A 13,779-nucleotide genomic window follows, 5' to 3' on the forward strand; every position below is an offset into this window, starting at 1 on the left:
CGACATGCCTTTGCTCTGCACCCGCCCATGCGACACGTACGGTCCGTAACTGGCGCACGGGCGGGTGCAGAGCAAAGGCATGTCGAAGTGCCATTGATCGGAGGCACGACCGGCCCGTTGGCGTGACGTTTGACCGATTCCGGCCCGGGTAGCTGATCGGCGTGACCGACGACGCATCCGTGGCCGGCGAGCCGGACACCCGGGCCCTCAACGACCTGCTCGACGACATCTACCGGGGTCAGGAGCGGGTCACCCAGGCGGACATCTACCGCCGTGCGGTGGCCGCCGACCTACCGGCGGACCTGCTCGCCCGGCTCGACTCGCTGCCCGAGGGCGAGTACGCGGTGGACGAGGTCAGCGACCTGCTGGGCGGGTCCGTCGGTTGAACGAGCCGCAGCGCATCCCGGGCCCGAGCGCGCCCGCTTCGCCGCCGACCGCAGAAGGGACACCGAGATGACACATCACGAGGACCACGACGAGAAGGTGCCGGCGCTGGGTCAGCCCCCGAAGGGCAGGGACACCACGCCCGAGCCGGACTTCGCCAACGAGCACGACAAGACGGCGGTGGATCGGGACATCATCACCGGGGCGGACGAGGACGAACGGGAGCCGGAGTCGCCGCACGGCTGGTCCGGCATGCAGCGCTGACGCGTACGGGAAGCGGGGGCCGGCAGAACGCCGGCCCCCGCTTCGTTTCGTCCGCGGATCAGTCGTCGTCGTGGCCGCCCTCGGCGGCCTGCTGCGCGCTCGCGTACGCCATCTGGAGGAAGTCGGACGCGGCGACCGCGGTCAGCGCGGTGGCCACCAGCCGGGTCAGCCGGGGCGCGAGCACCAGGCCGCCGGTCAGCCCGGTGGCCACCCAGACCGCCAGACAGAACGGGCAGCTCATCAGCTCGCCGATGGCGTGCCGGGTGGAGCTGCCCGAGTCGCGGACCTGCTCCATGACCTCGCCGCTGCCGATCGGGCGGTCGTAGCGGGTGAACGGCGCCCGCAGCGGGCTCGTCACCGCGTCCTTGGACAGCAACCGGCTGAGCTTGTGCGTGGCGATGGAGAGCAGCACCACGTCGGCCGGTGCGGGCCGTTCGGGCACCGGTCGCCCGGTGACCTTGACCAGTCCGGCGATGGCACCGGTCACCCCGGCGTAGGTGCCCATCGCCGCCAGGTAGCCGCCGAGCGGGCGGTGCTCGTGCGGCGCGTACGCCCGACGTAGCCGTGCCGCCTTCTGTCGCAGGCCAATGCCGGTCACCCGTTCTCCTCGCAGGTCGTGGTGGCGCGGGAGCACTCCTCCCGCGTGATCGGTGACGTCTCAGCCGGCCTGGAGGTTGTCGGCGACCTCGCGTACCAGGTTGCTCAGTGCCTCGTCGGCGAGCTGGTCCGGAGCCGCCCCGCCCGAGCCGTCGGCCAGGTCGAGCTGGATCCGGGCCCCGCCGGAGTCCGCCGGCTCCACCCGGATCTCCGCGGACCAGTCGGCGTCGTCACCCCAGCGCGCCCGCAGCTCCTCGCCGTTGATCTCGGAGGCCGGGCTGCCATCGCCGCGCAACGGCTCCGGCAGCCAGGCCGAGGCCCGGGCCGGATCGGTGGCCGTGTTGAAGACCACCTCGGGGGGCGCGGACATGCCACGCACAGCGCGCGCCGCCATCAGGCGTCCCGCAGGCGGCTCGGGTCCACTTCCCGGCCCGGGTGGCGGGCCAGGTACTCGGTCTCGAGCTCCGCCGTGCGGCGCAGGTGGTTGGCGAGCGCGGAATCCGCCGCGTGCCGGAGGGTGTCCAGCCGGGTGCGGTGCAGGCTGTGCATCTCCCGGATCAGGTCCTCGTCGCTCAGCTCCGTCGGGTCGACGCCGAGCACGTCACCGTCGAAATCCGCACCGGCATCCGCCGGGTCGGCGAGGTGGTCACCGCCCCACTCGGGCACCCGCTGCTCCGGGCTCATGTCCGTGCTGCCACTGGTGTCCGTGCTGCCACTGGACGGAAAGCCGTCCTCGCGTACCGATCCGGTCATCATCGCCCCCCTGGTCTCGTTTGGGCTGGCGTCTAGACGGATGCCCACACCGGGTGACGCCAAACCCTCCCCGCCGTGCGACAACTACGACACGGTGTCGGAGAGCGGCCCGGTTCCCGGTACCCTCGACGCCATGAGGTGGCTCTGGACCCCGGCGTGGATCGCGCGTCACGTGGCCATGGTCGTGCTGGTCGTGGGCTTCCTCGGGTTGGGCTGGTGGCAGGTCAGCCGCGCCACCGCCGGCAACAGCATCAGCTGGGGATACGCGGTCGAGTGGCCGGTCTTCGCCGGCTTCGTCGTCTACGTGTGGTGGCGTGAGGTGCGGTTGGCCCGCCGGAAGGCGGTGGCCGCCACCGAACCGCCGGGCGACCCCGCCGACGCGCCGGCCGCCGACGCGGCTCCGGCCGCGGCCGCCGGGTCCCGACCGGCGGTACGCCGACCGGTCCGGGTGGCCCGGGTCCGGGCTGCCAGCGGGCCGGTCGAGGACACGGAGCTGGCCGCCTACAACGACTACCTGTCATGGTTGAACGCCAATCCGGGCGCCCGGCCCGGTGACTATCCCGGCTGAGCCGGGGCTCGGAAGGACGGACGAAGGTGGGCGCAGCCCTTACCCGGTACCGCGTGATCGCCTGGATCGTGGGCGTGGCGCTGATCCTGCTGGTCGTGATCGGCATGCCGCTGAAGTACGGGTTCGACAACCCGGTCGTGGTGGAGACGGTGGGGCAGGCGCACGGCTTCCTCTACATGGTCTACCTGCTGGCCGCGTTCGACCTGAGTCGTCGGGCCGAGTGGCCGCTGAAGCGGATGCTCCTGGTGATGCTGGCCGGCACCGTGCCGTTCGTCTCGTTCTACGCCGAGCGGCGGGTCACCGGGTGGCTGGCGCGCCCCGCGGAGCGTACGCCGGAGCCGGTCGCCAGCTGATCGGCGAACCGTCGGCGCCACGGCCCGGCAAGGCCCGTGGCGGGTCGGCGCACGTCAGCGGCTGGGCCGCCACGGGTTGGCCGAGGCGAGCGGATCCGCCCAGCCGCCGTACCGGTTGACTTCCCGGGCTCGCAGCAGTGCGCGGGTGACCTGGCCGAACTGCCGCTCGTCGTCGGCGCTGAACAGCAGCACCTCCGCACCCCGGTGCCACCCCCACAGCTCGTGCGGGGGCGGCCGCCAGCGATCGCCGATCAGGGCCAGCGCCGCCGGCAGCAGGAACACCGCCCCGAGAATGAGGTACGCCCCGGCGGTCAGCCGCTGCAGGCCGCCGGTGAAGCCGAGCAGCAGCCCGACGCCGCCGAGCATGGCGGCCGTGATCATGACCGCCCGGACGGCGATCCGGTCGTGTGGGCCACGGGTGGTACGCAGGTGGGTCAGGTCGGCGATCCGGTAGCTGTTCCGGCCGACGGTGAACCGGTCGACGGTCACGATGATGCCGGGCCGCGCGTACAGCAGGGTGGTCCGGGCGCCGGGCACCGTTCGCTGCGGTCGCTTCGTTGCGCCTTCACGATTCACGGTTCCTCCCGTGGGGCGGTTCGCCGGGTTGGCCCGCAGGTCACAGGCATCGCTGCCTGTCGACGGGATTCCCGGCTCCGGTGTTCATTGTGTTGCGGCGGCGCCAGCCCGCCGGGCCAATTACCGGCTTCCGACAGCTCGCCCGTGCGGCGGACATCGTCGAGAAACAGCATCCATTTCAGGTTTTATCGGTTATGGAGCGCAGGTATCCGGCGGCATGCGCCCGGAACGACGAAAGCCGCACAACCGTCAATTGCCTACAAGACGGACGCTATGGCTCGTCCGTCGAGCGTCGGCAGCCACGCGGAATGTCAGCGGGCGCAGCGGCCCTACCGGCCACAACGCCAACATTCGCCCCTACTTCAACTGCGGACGACAGCCGTCCCGGGTTAGGTTGGGCGAGCCGGTCCGGCCCAGTGCCGTCCGCCCGGGTGGCCCCGGCCGGTGTCGCCGAGGGCATCAGCAGCCCGCCGGCGGCCTTGGGAGAGGGGCCTTCCGCTCTTGTCATCCCTGAGAAACCTGCTGCGCACCATGGCGCTGGCCGGCATGTCGGCCGCGTTGCTCGCCCCGACGGCGGTGGCCCACGCCGAGCCGTCCCCCGCCGACCTGACCCGCCGGATCGAGACGTCCTCGGCCCAGTTGGAACGGGTCGTCGAGTCGTACAACAAGCTCACCGAGGAGATCAAGACCAACAAGAGCGCCGTGGCCCGATTACAGGCCCGCATCGGCCCACTGGAACAGCAGGCCGAGCAGAGCCGGGCCGACGTCGCCCAGCTGGCCAACACCGCGTACAAGAGCGGCGAGCTGCAGACCGCGGACGCGCTGCTGCGTACCGGCGGCTCGGCGGCGCTGCTGGATCGGCTCGGCGCGCTCGACCAGCTCACCCGTCAGCGGCAGGAACGCATCTCCGGCTTCACCGCGAACCAGCGACGGCTGCTCGACGAGAAGCGCCGCCTGGACGCCACGCTGACCCGGCAGGCCGCGCAGGCCCGCCAGCTGGCGGTGGGCAGGAAGCAGATCGAGAGGGATCTGGCCAAGCTGTACGAGCTGCGCCGGCAGGCGTACGGGGCGCCCACCGAGCAACCCGCGCCCAAGGCGCCGGCCGAGGCCGGGAAGGCACCCGCCGTCTCGGGTGCTGCCGGCACGGCGGTGCGCTACGCCTTCGGGGCGCTGGGCAAGCCGTACGTGTGGGCGGCCGACGGGCCGAACGGCTACGACTGCTCCGGGCTGACCTCAGCCGCCTGGCGGGCGGCCGGAAAGTCGCTGCCGCACAACACCCGGATGCAGTGGGGGGCGGTCGCCCACATCGGCCGGGGTGACCTGCGCCCGGGAGACCTGATCTTCTACAACGGGCTCGGGCACGTCGCCCTCTACGTGGGCGGCGGTCAGGTGATCGACGCACCGAGCGCCGGCCGCAACGTCCTCAAGCGGGGCATGAACATGATGCCCATCCAGGGCTACGGTCGGGTCCGCTAGCCGCCAGCAGATACGGCGAACGGCCGGCGTCCCCCTATCGGACGCCGGCCGTTCGCCGTCATTGCTACCAGGTCAGGCTGCCTGCAGCCCCTCCGCGCGGGCCAGCTCACGGAGCCGGCCGAGGGCCTGGATCTCCAGCTGCCGGATCCGCTCGCGGGACAGCGAGAACCGGGACGCGACCTCGGTGAGCGAGTGCTCGCGGCCGTCCTCCAGCCCGTAACGGGCCCGCATGATGCCGGCCGAACGGTCGTCCAGGTGGTTGAGCAGCCCCTCGATGCGCTGCCGCTCCAGCCCGGAGAGGACGATGTCCTCCGGCGACGGGGCGTCGGTGTCGGCGACCAGGTCGCCGAGCTTGGTGTCGCCGTCGTCGCCGACCGGCGTGTCCAGCGAGACGGTGTCCTGCGACCAGCGGCGCAGCTCGTTGACCCGCTCAACGGTGACGCCGAGCGACGCCGCGATCTGCTCCGGCTCCGGGTCGCTGCCCAGCTCACGGGTGAGCTGGCGCGCCACGTTGCGCATCCGGTTGACGTCCTCCACCAGGTGCACCGGCAGTCGGACGGTGCGCTCCTGCTGGGCGATCGCCCGACTGATGGCCTGGCGGATCCACCAGGTGGCGTAGGTCGAGAACTTGTAGCCACGCTCGTAGTCGAACTTCTCAACCGCCCGGACCAGACCGGTGTTGCCCTCCTGGATCAGATCCAGCATGGGCATGCCCGAGCGCACGTAACGGCGGGCGATCGACACGACCAGTCGCAGGTTGGCACGGATGAAGAGGTCCTTCGCGTGCTCCCCCTCGACGACCAGCCGCTCCAGGTCGGCCCGGTCGACGCCATCGGGGACGCGGTCCTCACCGAGCAGGTGCTCGGCGTAGAGGCCGGCCTCGATCGCCTTGGAAAGATCGACCTCCCGGGCGGCGTCCAGCAGTGGCGTCCGGGAGATCTCGTGCAGGTAGACGCCGACGAGGTCGCGCTCCTCGGCGACCTGATCGGTTCGCATGCCGATGTTCTTGTCCACGTTGCCCACGGTCCCCTCGCTCGCGCCGGTTGCCCGGTTCCTTGCCATCCCCACGTCCGTCAGCCCCCCGGTAACTTCCGCTGTGCCCACCGGTGCTGACACCTACACAACAGATGAGACGTGTCGGGGATTCCATGTCGTGAGTCGAAAGTGTCACGAATGCCTGAGTAGTAGCTGAGAGCACGGTCCATGTTTGCTGTCAGCACCCCGTCGGGTGGCTCGCCGCTGGGCACCACGTACGGGTTGGCGGGTCGGCGAATCGCCGAACGCCCGCACCAATGGCAACACCGCCCGCCGCGGGGGCACAGCGACCCGGGTCACCACCGCGCTGCGATCCTGGTCACTGCCAGATACGCACCGGTGGACCGGTCGGTTCATCCACGGGGGTGTTATTACCCCCCGCCCCGATGAACAATCCGGAGCCTCATTCGCTTCCCGCCGGCGAGGCGGGCGGGTGGCGTCAGGTGGCGAGCAGGGCGAGGGCGCCGCGTACCTGGTCGGCGGAGCGGGCCAGCGCGGCCCGCGCGGCCGCGACCTCGGCGCCGGAGACCAGCGCGACCAGGGCGGTCTTCAGATCGCCGTCGGCCTCGTTGAGGGCCCGCCGGGAGACCTCCTCCGAGCAGCCGGTGGCCTCGACCAGGATCGAGATCATCCGCCCGCGGAGCTTCGCGTTGGTGGCCACCATGTCGATCATGAGGTTCGAGTAGACCCGACCCAGGCGCACCATGACGGCGGTCGAGAACGCGTTGAGCACCAACTTCTGCGCGGTGCCCGCCTTCATGCGCGTCGACCCCGTGACGACCTCGGGTCCGGTGTCCACCCCGATGAACACGTCGACCGAGCCGGCCGCCTCCGCCTCCGGATTGGCGCAGAGCAGCACCGTCGAGGCGCCCTTGGCGCGGGACGCGGCGAGCGCCCCGAGGACGTACGGGGTGCGTCCGCTGGCGGCAAGACCGACCACGAGGTCACCCGCGCGCACACATCCGGCCGCATCGGCCGCGCCGCCCCGGTCGTCGTCCTCCGCGTCCTCCACGGCCTGCCACATGGCGTCCGGCCCGCCGGCGAGGTGGGAGCAGAACCAGTGCCGAGGCGAGTTGAAGGTGGGGGCCAGCTCGGCCGCGTCGAGCACAGCCAGCCGGCCCGAGGTGCCGGCCCCGAAGTAGTGCACCCGGTGGCCGCCGCGCAGCGCCGCGACCGCCAGGTCGACCGCGGCGGCGATCTCGTCGAGCACCGCGGCGACCGCGGTGGGCACCCGCCGGTCGGCCTCGTTGATCAGGGTGAGTACGTCCCGGGTCGACATCAGGTCGAGGTCGGCGCTGAGCGGGTTGCGCCGCTCGGTGGGGGCGCCCACCCGGACAGTCGGGCGGGCGGGGGGTGCTGGCATGTCCTCGTCCGGCTCCACCGCACCGGCCGTCATCCTCGCCTCCGGTTCGCACCCACCCGGTGCGACAGGACGGCCTCGGCGGTCGCCTCGAGAGCCTTGCGCGCCCGGGACCGGTTGCGGGCGGCCACCCCGACGAACAGGCAGTCGACCACGGTGAGTTGGGCCAGCCGGCTGGCCGTCGCGCCGGAGCGGTAGGTGGTCTCCCGGGCCGCGGTGGTCAGCACGAAGTCGGCCACCTCGGTGATCGGCGAGCGCGGGAAGTTGGTCAGCGCCACGGTGACGGCGCCCCGCGTACGGGCCTGCTCCAGCACCTCGATGACGTCGGAGGTGGTGCCGGTGTGCGAGATGCCGATCGCCACGTCGCCACGGCCCAGCAGCGCGGCCGAGGTCAGCGCGGTGTGCACGTCGGGGAAGTAGAAGGCGATCCGGCCGATGCGGTGCAGCTTCTGCTGGAAGTCGGACGCGACGAACCCGCTGGCGCCGGCGCCGTAGATGTCGATCCGGCCGGCGCTGGCGATCGCCTCGACCACCTGCTCGCAGACGGCCGGGTCGAGCTGTTCGGCGGTCTCCTCGACCGCGCGGGCGTCGTTGAACGCGATGGTGGCGATGATCTGGGCGAGGTCGGCGCCGGGCGGGATGTCACCGCCGACCACCCGGGCGTCCGGCGGTTCGACCCGGCGGGCGGCCTCGGCGGCGAGCCGGATCCGCAGCTGCGGATAACCGTCCATGCCGACCGACCGGCAGAACCGGATGACCGTCGCCTCGGATGTCTCGGCTGCGGTGGCGAGATCGGTGATCGTCCGGCGGGCGGCGGCAGCCGGGTCGGCGACGACCAGCCGGGCGACCCGCTGCTCAGCGGGCGACAGCGACGGCAGCAGCCCGCTGATGTGGACGATCAGCCCACCGGGCTCGTGACTCGCAGAAATCTTCGGACTCTTCGCCACGGATGAAACTTACTTTCACGAGGCGTGAGCGTCAACCATGACTCCACGTGTTGGGCAAAGTACCGCCGATCGGGCGAGCCCGTGAGGCCAAGCGTGCCACCGCCGGAACCGGGCCACCTCCCCCGCCGGGCCGGGTCGGCCTGCCGGTCGGCTCCGGGCGCGCGACGTCCGGGTCCGGCCAGACCGTACGGCGTCGCCGAGCAGCCACGCCGGGCAGGGCTCCGCCGACGGCGCGTCGACCCGACCCGACCGGGCGGTGCGGACCCGACGAGGCGGGTCGGGGCGGTGCGGACCCGACGAGGCGGGTCGGGGCGATGCGGACCCGACGAGGCGGGTCGGGGCGATGCGGACCGGACGAGGCGGGTCGGGGCGGTGGCGATGCCGCGGCGGCGCTAGCGTGTGCCGCATGGTGGAGCGCAGTGTGCTGGTCACCGGCGGCACGGGCGGGTTGGGCGGGGCGGTCACCGACGCCTTCCTGACGGCCGGCTGGCGGGTGGTCGTACCGGAGCGGGGAGCTCGGCCCGGGTCGGAGCCGGCTGCCGACGGGCTGGTCCGACTCGTCGCGGACCTGACCGATCCGGCCGGCGCGGCGCGCGCGGTCGAGGCCGCCGCCGGCGAACCGGCGGCGCCGCTGCGGGCGGTGGTCAACCTGGTCGGCGGCTACGCCAGCGGCGGGCTGGTGCATGAGACACCGGTCGAGGAGTTCGAGCGGATGCTCACCGCCAACCTTCGGCCGACCTACCTGGTCACCCGGGCCGCGCTGCCGCACCTGGTGGCGGCCGGCGGCGGCGCGGTGGTCTGTGTCTCGGCCCGCGCGGCGGTCACCCCGTTCCCCGGTGCGGCCGGCTATGTCACCGCCAAGGCCGCGGTGCTCGCGTTCGCCAACGCGGTGGCGGTCGAGTACCGGTCCCGCAACGTGCGCTGCAACACCGTGCTGCCGAGCGTCATCGACACCCCGGCGAACCGTGCCGCGCAGCCCGACGCCGACCACTCCCGCTGGGTGGCCCCGGCCGAGATCGCCTCGGTGATCCACTTCCTCGCGTCGGCGGAGTCCGCGCCGACCAGCGGCGCCGCCGTCCCGGTCTACGGGCGGGCCTGAGCCACCAGCGGGCCGCCAGCACTGCGGCTGGTCCGCTGGTCCGCCGCAGCGGCGGCCGTCGTGCCGACGGACGGCGTCGACACCGGCGGGGGCAGCACGGTCGGCGGCGGGGGCAGCACGGTCGGCGGCGGCGACGCCGGCGCCGGCGCCGGTTCCGGCACGTCGACCGGCGGCGGCCCGGCGGGCGGACGGTCCGGATCGGGACGGGCGGACGGCGGCAGCCAGGTCGCCAGGTGCGCCTGGATCTGCTCGGTCACCTCCTCGGCCGGGCGGCCCGCGTCCACCAGGACGAAGGTCGGATACTCGGGCAGGGCGCGGTAGGCGGTGTCGGCGGCGGTCAGCCAGCCCATCGTCTCGTGGTCGGTGCCCCGCTGCTCGATCCGCCGGTACGCCTCAGCCGGGTCGACGGCGAGCAGGAAGGTCACCTGCGGCGTAGGAAAGAGTCGGTAACCGGCCCGGGCCAGCCGCTCCCAGCGGTGCCCGCCGTGCGCGCGGATGCTGGCGTACTGACAGGCCGAGTAGCGGTCCATCACGGCCGTCCGGCCGGTGAGCAGGCAACTGAGCAGGGCGGCGGCGATGGCGAGCCAGCGCAGCACGGATTCCACCGCCAGCACGCCGTCGCGCCCGACGAGGCGCTGCGCGTCGGAACGGCCGAGTCGGTGGGCGAGCCGGCCGAGCCAGCGACGCCCGCTGGCGTTGCGGCGGTAGGTGGCCGGGCGGCCGGCGGCGGTGAGCGCGTCGGCCAGCCGGTGTGCCTGGGTGGTCTTGCCCGAACCGTCGATGCCGATCAGGGCCACGGTGCGCAACCGGGTCCTGCCGCGTCGCGTACCCGATGATCTGGCCACCCTCGACAGGTTATCCGACCCGCGCTCCGGCACGCGCAGTTTGTGGTGCTTGATCCCTGTTCGCACCCACCCGCGACCCGGCCAGGTGTGGGCGACCGGAATGCCGGGTACGGGAGTTCGAAATCCAACCGCCTGTCCACCAATACGACCGACGGGAGAACCAGATGGCTGAGCGCGGGGACGAGAGTCTGGTGCACACCCTGAAGAAGGTCGCCGCCGTGCTCAAGCAGTCCGAGATCCCGTTCGCCCTGGGGGGCAGCTTCGCGGTCTACGCCCACGGCGGCCACTCCAGCGATCACGACGTCGATTTCCTGATCCGCGAGGCCGACGTCGAGCAGGCCCTCGAGGCCCTGGTGGCCGCCGGCTTCGTCGCCGAGCGTCCACCCGAGGACTGGCTGGTCAAGGTCTTCGACGACGGGCGCATGGTCGATCTGATCCACCGGCCGATCGAGACGCCGGTGACCGAGGAGACGTTCGCCGACACGGTCGTCCGCCCGGTGGACGCGATTCACATGCCGGTCCTGTCCGCCACCCAGCTGATGGTGCACAAGCTGCTCAGCTTCTCCCAGCACTACTGCGACTTCGCCCGCGGCCTGCCGTTGGCCCGGTCGCTGCGGGAGCAGATCGACTGGGAACGGGTACGCAAGGAGACGCAGCACTCGCCGTACGCCGAGGCGTTCCTGGTGCTGCTGGACCGGCTGGAGGTGGTGCCGGAAACCGGCACCCAGGCAGGAGAGGGGACACCGTGAGCCACCATCGCGACAGCGGCGCCGGGCCACCCGACGAGTACGTGGAGGCCGAGATCCACCGGCTGCTCGCCGAGGATCCCGCCGTCGCCGAACAGGGCATCACCGTGGTCCGGCGGGAGCGCGCCCTCGTGCTCTACGGCGAGGTGGAGAGCCCGCACCGGCGTGCGGAGATCCTGCGCCGAGTGGCCGAGCGCTTCCCGGACGTGCCGATCACCAGCGACATCGGGGTGATCCGCGCCCAGGCGCCCACGGAGATCGAGCAACTGCCCTGAGGGAGGTTTCATGGTGATCCGGATCGCCGCCGTGGGCGACGTGCATCTGGACGAGGACGTGGTCGGTCGGTTCCGCCCGGCGTTGGAGGAGCTGCCGGACTGCGCCGACGTTCTCCTGCTGGCCGGTGACCTGACCCGGCACGGCACCGAGTCGGAGGCGCGCTGCGTGGCGCAGGAGTTCGGCGGGCTGGGCGTGCCGGTGGTGACGGTGCTCGGCAACCACGACCACCAGTGCGACCAGGTGCCGCAGGTGGTCAAGGTGCTCGAGGACGCGGGCATCACCGTGCTGGAGGGCAACGGCGTGGTGCTGGACTGCGCGGGCGGCCGACTCGGCATCGCCGGCGTCAAGGGCTTCGGCGGCGGGTTCGCCGGGCGGTGCGCGAGCGACTTCGGCGAGCCGGAGATGAAGGCGTTCGTCCGCACCACCAACGAGAGCGCGGAGAGCCTCGGCAAGGCGCTGCGCTCGCTCGACTGCGACATGCTGGTCGCGCTCACCCACTACTCACCGGTGCCGGACACGCTGGCCGGTGAACCGTTGGAGATCTACCCGTTCCTCGGCTCGTACCAGCTCGGGCAGGCGATCGACTCGGCACCCACCGCGCTGGCCCTGCACGGGCACGCGCACGCCGGCACCGAGCGCGGCACCACGCCCGGTGGTGTGCGGGTACGTAACGTCGCGCACCCGGTGATCAAGCAGGCCTACAGCGTCTTCCATGTCGGCGATCAACACGACTCCGACCAGGTTTCCCCGATCGGACGCTCGGGTAGTCAGAGGTCATGGAGCTGATTCTCTGGATTCTCGCAGTCGTACTCGTGGTCGCCGGCATCCTCGCGCTGTTCCGCCGGCAGGTCCTGTGGGGCATCGTCCTCATCATTGTCGGGCTGTTGGTCGGCCCGGGTGGTGTCAGCATTTTCAATTGACGCTCGTAGGTAGCAGTACCGGGACCCGCCGGGGTCGCCGCGACCGGAGCTCCGTCCTCCCGACAGGAGCACCGGCCGTGGCGATCCCGGCGCTGTTTTGTCCGCGGGTCTGATCCTTCGAGACAGCTGGTTTGACCGCCGATCAGGCGGAAATATCTCGACCGTGGAGATATCGCGGGACGGGCCACCAACCTCCGGCCGACGGTCGCGCTGGGCGCTGGCCGGCTTCGCGGCCGCGGTCTTCGTGGCGGCCGCGATCGGTGGGCTGGGGGTGCAGGGCACCACCGACGAGTACGCCAGCCTCCGGCAGCCCGGCTGGGCGCCGCCCTCGTGGCTGTTCGGCCCGGTCTGGACGGTGCTCTACGCGCTGATCGCGGTGGCCGGCTGGCTGGCCTGGCGCCGGGTCGGCTTCGGGCCCGCGCTCTGGGCGTGGACCGCCCAGTTGGTGCTCAACGCGATCTGGACCCCGCTGTTCTTCGGCGCGGGGCAGTACGGGCTGGCGTTCGCCGAGATCGTGGCGATGTGGCTGGCGATCGGGCTCACCGTGGCGTTGTTCGCCCGGGTCTCCCGGGGCGCGGCGGCGCTGATGCTGCCCTACTGGGCCTGGGTCACCTTCGCCGCCGCACTGAACCTGTCGATCTGGCGGCTGAACTCCTGACCGACAGATCCCCGGCGGCGCCGCCCGCCGGGAACCGTGGTCGTCAGGCGACTCAACAGCGGGGCACGCCCGGGATGTAACCGTCGTGTCCGGTGTACACGTACGCGTCGGCGATGAAACGGCCGGTGCCGATCCGGTCCCAGATCGAGCTGGTGCCGTAGGTGCCGGTGACCGTGGTGCCGCTGGTCTGGCAGGCGATGGTCACCCGCGTGCCGTCGGCGACGGTCCCGACGGAGGCGTACCCGGTGCCGGGGCCGGAACGGACGGTCAGCGGGGTGCCGCTGGTGTCGACCGTGCCGTTGCCGCCGCCCGAGCCGCACCCGTTGTCGCTGGTATAGGTCTTGGTGCCCCAGTACAGACCGAGGGCGCCGTTGAACCGGACCTGGATGTCGTTGCCGTTCAGGCGCTGCTCGTAGTGCAGGTGCGGGCCGGTGGAGCCGCCCGTGCTGCCGACCCAGCCCAGCACCTTGCCGTAGCCGACGGTCTGGCCGACGGACACGTTGAAGCCGTTGAGGTGGGCGTAGTACGTGCTGTAACCGCCACCGTGGTTGATCCGGACGTATTTGCCGTAGCTGGTGCCGCCGAGGTCGGTCACCCGGTCGACGGTGCCGGGGGCGCTGGCCACCACCGGGTCGCCGAGGTCGTCGGTGCGGTTGAAGTCGACGGCGTTCGCCGGGCTGTGGTTCGACCGGGTCTGCCCGGACCAGGACTGGCCGCACGGGAACGGCACCTTGAAGGTCGGCGCGGCCAGCGCCGGGCTCGCCGGAGTCAGGACTCCCCCGACGAGCAGGCCTGTCACCAGCAGGCTGATCCACCGCTTACGCATACAGCTCCTCCTATGTCGAAAACCTTCGATGTGGTGCCCTCAGCCTGACAGATATCGTCATTCTTCGAAAGAGTCGGAGACCCGGCCCGGGAGCGC

General features: G+C 71.9%; 19 protein-coding genes and 1 pseudogene. 11 read left to right on the top strand and 9 right to left on the bottom strand.

Annotated features, from left to right (window positions below):
- Window positions 1–161: 161 nt before the first annotated feature.
- Window positions 162–386, top strand: a complete 225-nt coding sequence (locus EAD89_RS09575) for a hypothetical protein (RefSeq protein ID WP_121656640.1) — start codon at window positions 162–164, stop codon at window positions 384–386.
- Window positions 387–453: 67 nt separating this feature from the next.
- Complete coding sequence (locus tag EAD89_RS09580) at window positions 454–648, top strand: hypothetical protein (protein WP_053653058.1); 195 nt, start codon at window positions 454–456, stop codon at window positions 646–648.
- A gap of 58 nt (window positions 649–706) precedes the next feature.
- Here EAD89_RS09580 and EAD89_RS09585 read toward each other — a convergent pair whose 3' ends face one another.
- Genes EAD89_RS09585 through EAD89_RS09595 form a run of 3 tightly spaced genes read right to left on the bottom strand, consistent with a single transcriptional unit; the run spans window position 707 to window position 2,001 of the window.
- The gene (locus EAD89_RS09585; protein WP_121656641.1) at window positions 707–1,246 is read right to left on the bottom strand and encodes a DUF1360 domain-containing protein; all 540 of its coding nucleotides are present in this window, start codon (window positions 1,244–1,246) and stop codon (window positions 707–709) included.
- A gap of 60 nt (window positions 1,247–1,306) precedes the next feature.
- Entirely contained in the window at window positions 1,307–1,639 is a 333-nt protein-coding gene (locus tag EAD89_RS09590) for a hypothetical protein (RefSeq protein ID WP_121675470.1), read from the bottom strand.
- Window positions 1,639–2,001 carry a DUF6158 family protein gene (locus tag EAD89_RS09595; RefSeq protein ID WP_121656643.1) on the bottom strand — a complete coding sequence of 121 codons (363 nt, stop codon included), beginning with the start codon at window positions 1,999–2,001 and terminating at the stop codon, window positions 1,639–1,641. The genes EAD89_RS09590 and EAD89_RS09595 overlap by 1 nt, the downstream gene beginning before the upstream one ends.
- Before the next feature lie 130 nt (window positions 2,002–2,131).
- On the opposite strand from EAD89_RS09595, the gene EAD89_RS09600 reads away from it, so the two are divergent.
- Together EAD89_RS09600 and EAD89_RS09605 are read left to right on the top strand one after the other, a co-directional pair.
- A complete protein-coding gene (locus EAD89_RS09600) occupies window positions 2,132–2,566 on the top strand; it encodes a hypothetical protein (protein WP_199733458.1) in 435 nt (144 codons plus the stop codon).
- A 26-nt stretch (window positions 2,567–2,592) separates the two neighbouring features.
- Window positions 2,593–2,919, top strand: a complete 327-nt coding sequence (locus EAD89_RS09605) for a DUF3817 domain-containing protein (RefSeq protein WP_121656644.1) — start codon at window positions 2,593–2,595, stop codon at window positions 2,917–2,919.
- A gap of 54 nt (window positions 2,920–2,973) precedes the next feature.
- On the opposite strand, the gene EAD89_RS09610 is transcribed toward EAD89_RS09605, so the two are convergent.
- Window positions 2,974–3,495 (bottom strand): DUF6232 family protein, encoded by a 522-nt coding sequence (locus EAD89_RS09610; protein ID WP_121675471.1) that lies wholly within the window; start codon window positions 3,493–3,495, stop codon window positions 2,974–2,976.
- A gap of 501 nt (window positions 3,496–3,996) precedes the next feature.
- Here EAD89_RS09610 and EAD89_RS09615 point away from each other — a divergent pair.
- Window positions 3,997–4,971 carry an NlpC/P60 family protein gene (locus EAD89_RS09615; RefSeq protein WP_121656646.1) on the top strand — a complete coding sequence of 325 codons (975 nt, stop codon included), beginning with the start codon at window positions 3,997–3,999 and terminating at the stop codon, window positions 4,969–4,971.
- A gap of 72 nt (window positions 4,972–5,043) precedes the next feature.
- Here the strand turns inward: EAD89_RS09615 and EAD89_RS09620 are convergent, their stop codons facing one another.
- The 3 genes from EAD89_RS09620 to EAD89_RS09635 form a co-directional block, all read right to left on the bottom strand.
- Window positions 5,044–6,033 (bottom strand): RNA polymerase sigma factor RpoD/SigA, encoded by a 990-nt coding sequence (locus EAD89_RS09620; protein WP_121656647.1) that lies wholly within the window; start codon window positions 6,031–6,033, stop codon window positions 5,044–5,046.
- Window positions 6,034–6,445: 412 nt separating this feature from the next.
- The gene (gene murQ / locus EAD89_RS09630; protein ID WP_199723561.1) at window positions 6,446–7,402 is read right to left on the bottom strand and encodes an N-acetylmuramic acid 6-phosphate etherase; all 957 of its coding nucleotides are present in this window, start codon (window positions 7,400–7,402) and stop codon (window positions 6,446–6,448) included.
- Window positions 7,399–8,313: a MurR/RpiR family transcriptional regulator gene (locus EAD89_RS09635; RefSeq protein ID WP_121656649.1), complete on the bottom strand. Its 915-nt coding sequence runs from the start codon at window positions 8,311–8,313 to the stop codon at window positions 7,399–7,401. Before EAD89_RS09635 ends, murQ begins: the two co-directional genes overlap by 4 nt.
- Before the next feature lie 406 nt (window positions 8,314–8,719).
- Between EAD89_RS09635 and EAD89_RS09640 the strand changes: the two genes are divergently transcribed.
- A complete protein-coding gene (locus EAD89_RS09640) occupies window positions 8,720–9,412 on the top strand; it encodes an SDR family NAD(P)-dependent oxidoreductase (RefSeq protein WP_121675473.1) in 693 nt (230 codons plus the stop codon).
- A 194-nt stretch (window positions 9,413–9,606) separates the two neighbouring features.
- Here the strand turns inward: EAD89_RS09640 and EAD89_RS09645 are convergent.
- Window positions 9,607–10,257, bottom strand: a pseudogene (locus EAD89_RS09645) (dTMP kinase); the annotation flags it as partial.
- A 122-nt stretch (window positions 10,258–10,379) separates the two neighbouring features.
- Here EAD89_RS09645 and EAD89_RS09650 point away from each other — a divergent pair.
- The 5 genes from EAD89_RS09650 (at window position 10,380) to EAD89_RS09665 (ending at window position 12,857) form a co-directional block, all read left to right on the top strand.
- A complete protein-coding gene (locus EAD89_RS09650; RefSeq protein ID WP_255421216.1) occupies window positions 10,380–11,006 on the top strand; it encodes a nucleotidyltransferase in 627 nt (208 codons plus the stop codon).
- Complete coding sequence (locus EAD89_RS09655) at window positions 11,003–11,278, top strand: hypothetical protein (RefSeq protein WP_121653093.1); 276 nt, start codon at window positions 11,003–11,005, stop codon at window positions 11,276–11,278. The genes EAD89_RS09650 and EAD89_RS09655 overlap by 4 nt, the downstream gene beginning before the upstream one ends.
- A gap of 10 nt (window positions 11,279–11,288) precedes the next feature.
- A complete protein-coding gene (locus EAD89_RS09660) occupies window positions 11,289–12,065 on the top strand; it encodes a metallophosphoesterase (RefSeq protein ID WP_121675475.1) in 777 nt (258 codons plus the stop codon).
- Window positions 12,056–12,199: a GPGG-motif small membrane protein gene (locus tag EAD89_RS30690; protein WP_199723307.1), complete on the top strand. Its 144-nt coding sequence runs from the start codon at window positions 12,056–12,058 to the stop codon at window positions 12,197–12,199. Before EAD89_RS09660 ends, EAD89_RS30690 begins: the two co-directional genes overlap by 10 nt.
- Window positions 12,200–12,362: 163 nt before the next feature.
- Entirely contained in the window at window positions 12,363–12,857 is a 495-nt protein-coding gene (locus EAD89_RS09665) for a TspO/MBR family protein (RefSeq protein ID WP_121675476.1), read from the top strand.
- A 52-nt stretch (window positions 12,858–12,909) separates the two neighbouring features.
- Here EAD89_RS09665 and EAD89_RS09670 read toward each other — a convergent pair whose 3' ends face one another.
- Entirely contained in the window at window positions 12,910–13,683 is a 774-nt protein-coding gene (locus EAD89_RS09670; protein WP_121653096.1) for a M23 family metallopeptidase, read from the bottom strand.
- Window positions 13,684–13,779 lie beyond the last annotated feature (96 nt).

It is taken from the genome of Micromonospora sp. BL4 (genome assembly GCF_003667505.1).
Taxonomy (GTDB): Bacteria; Actinomycetota; Actinomycetes; order Mycobacteriales; family Micromonosporaceae; genus Micromonospora.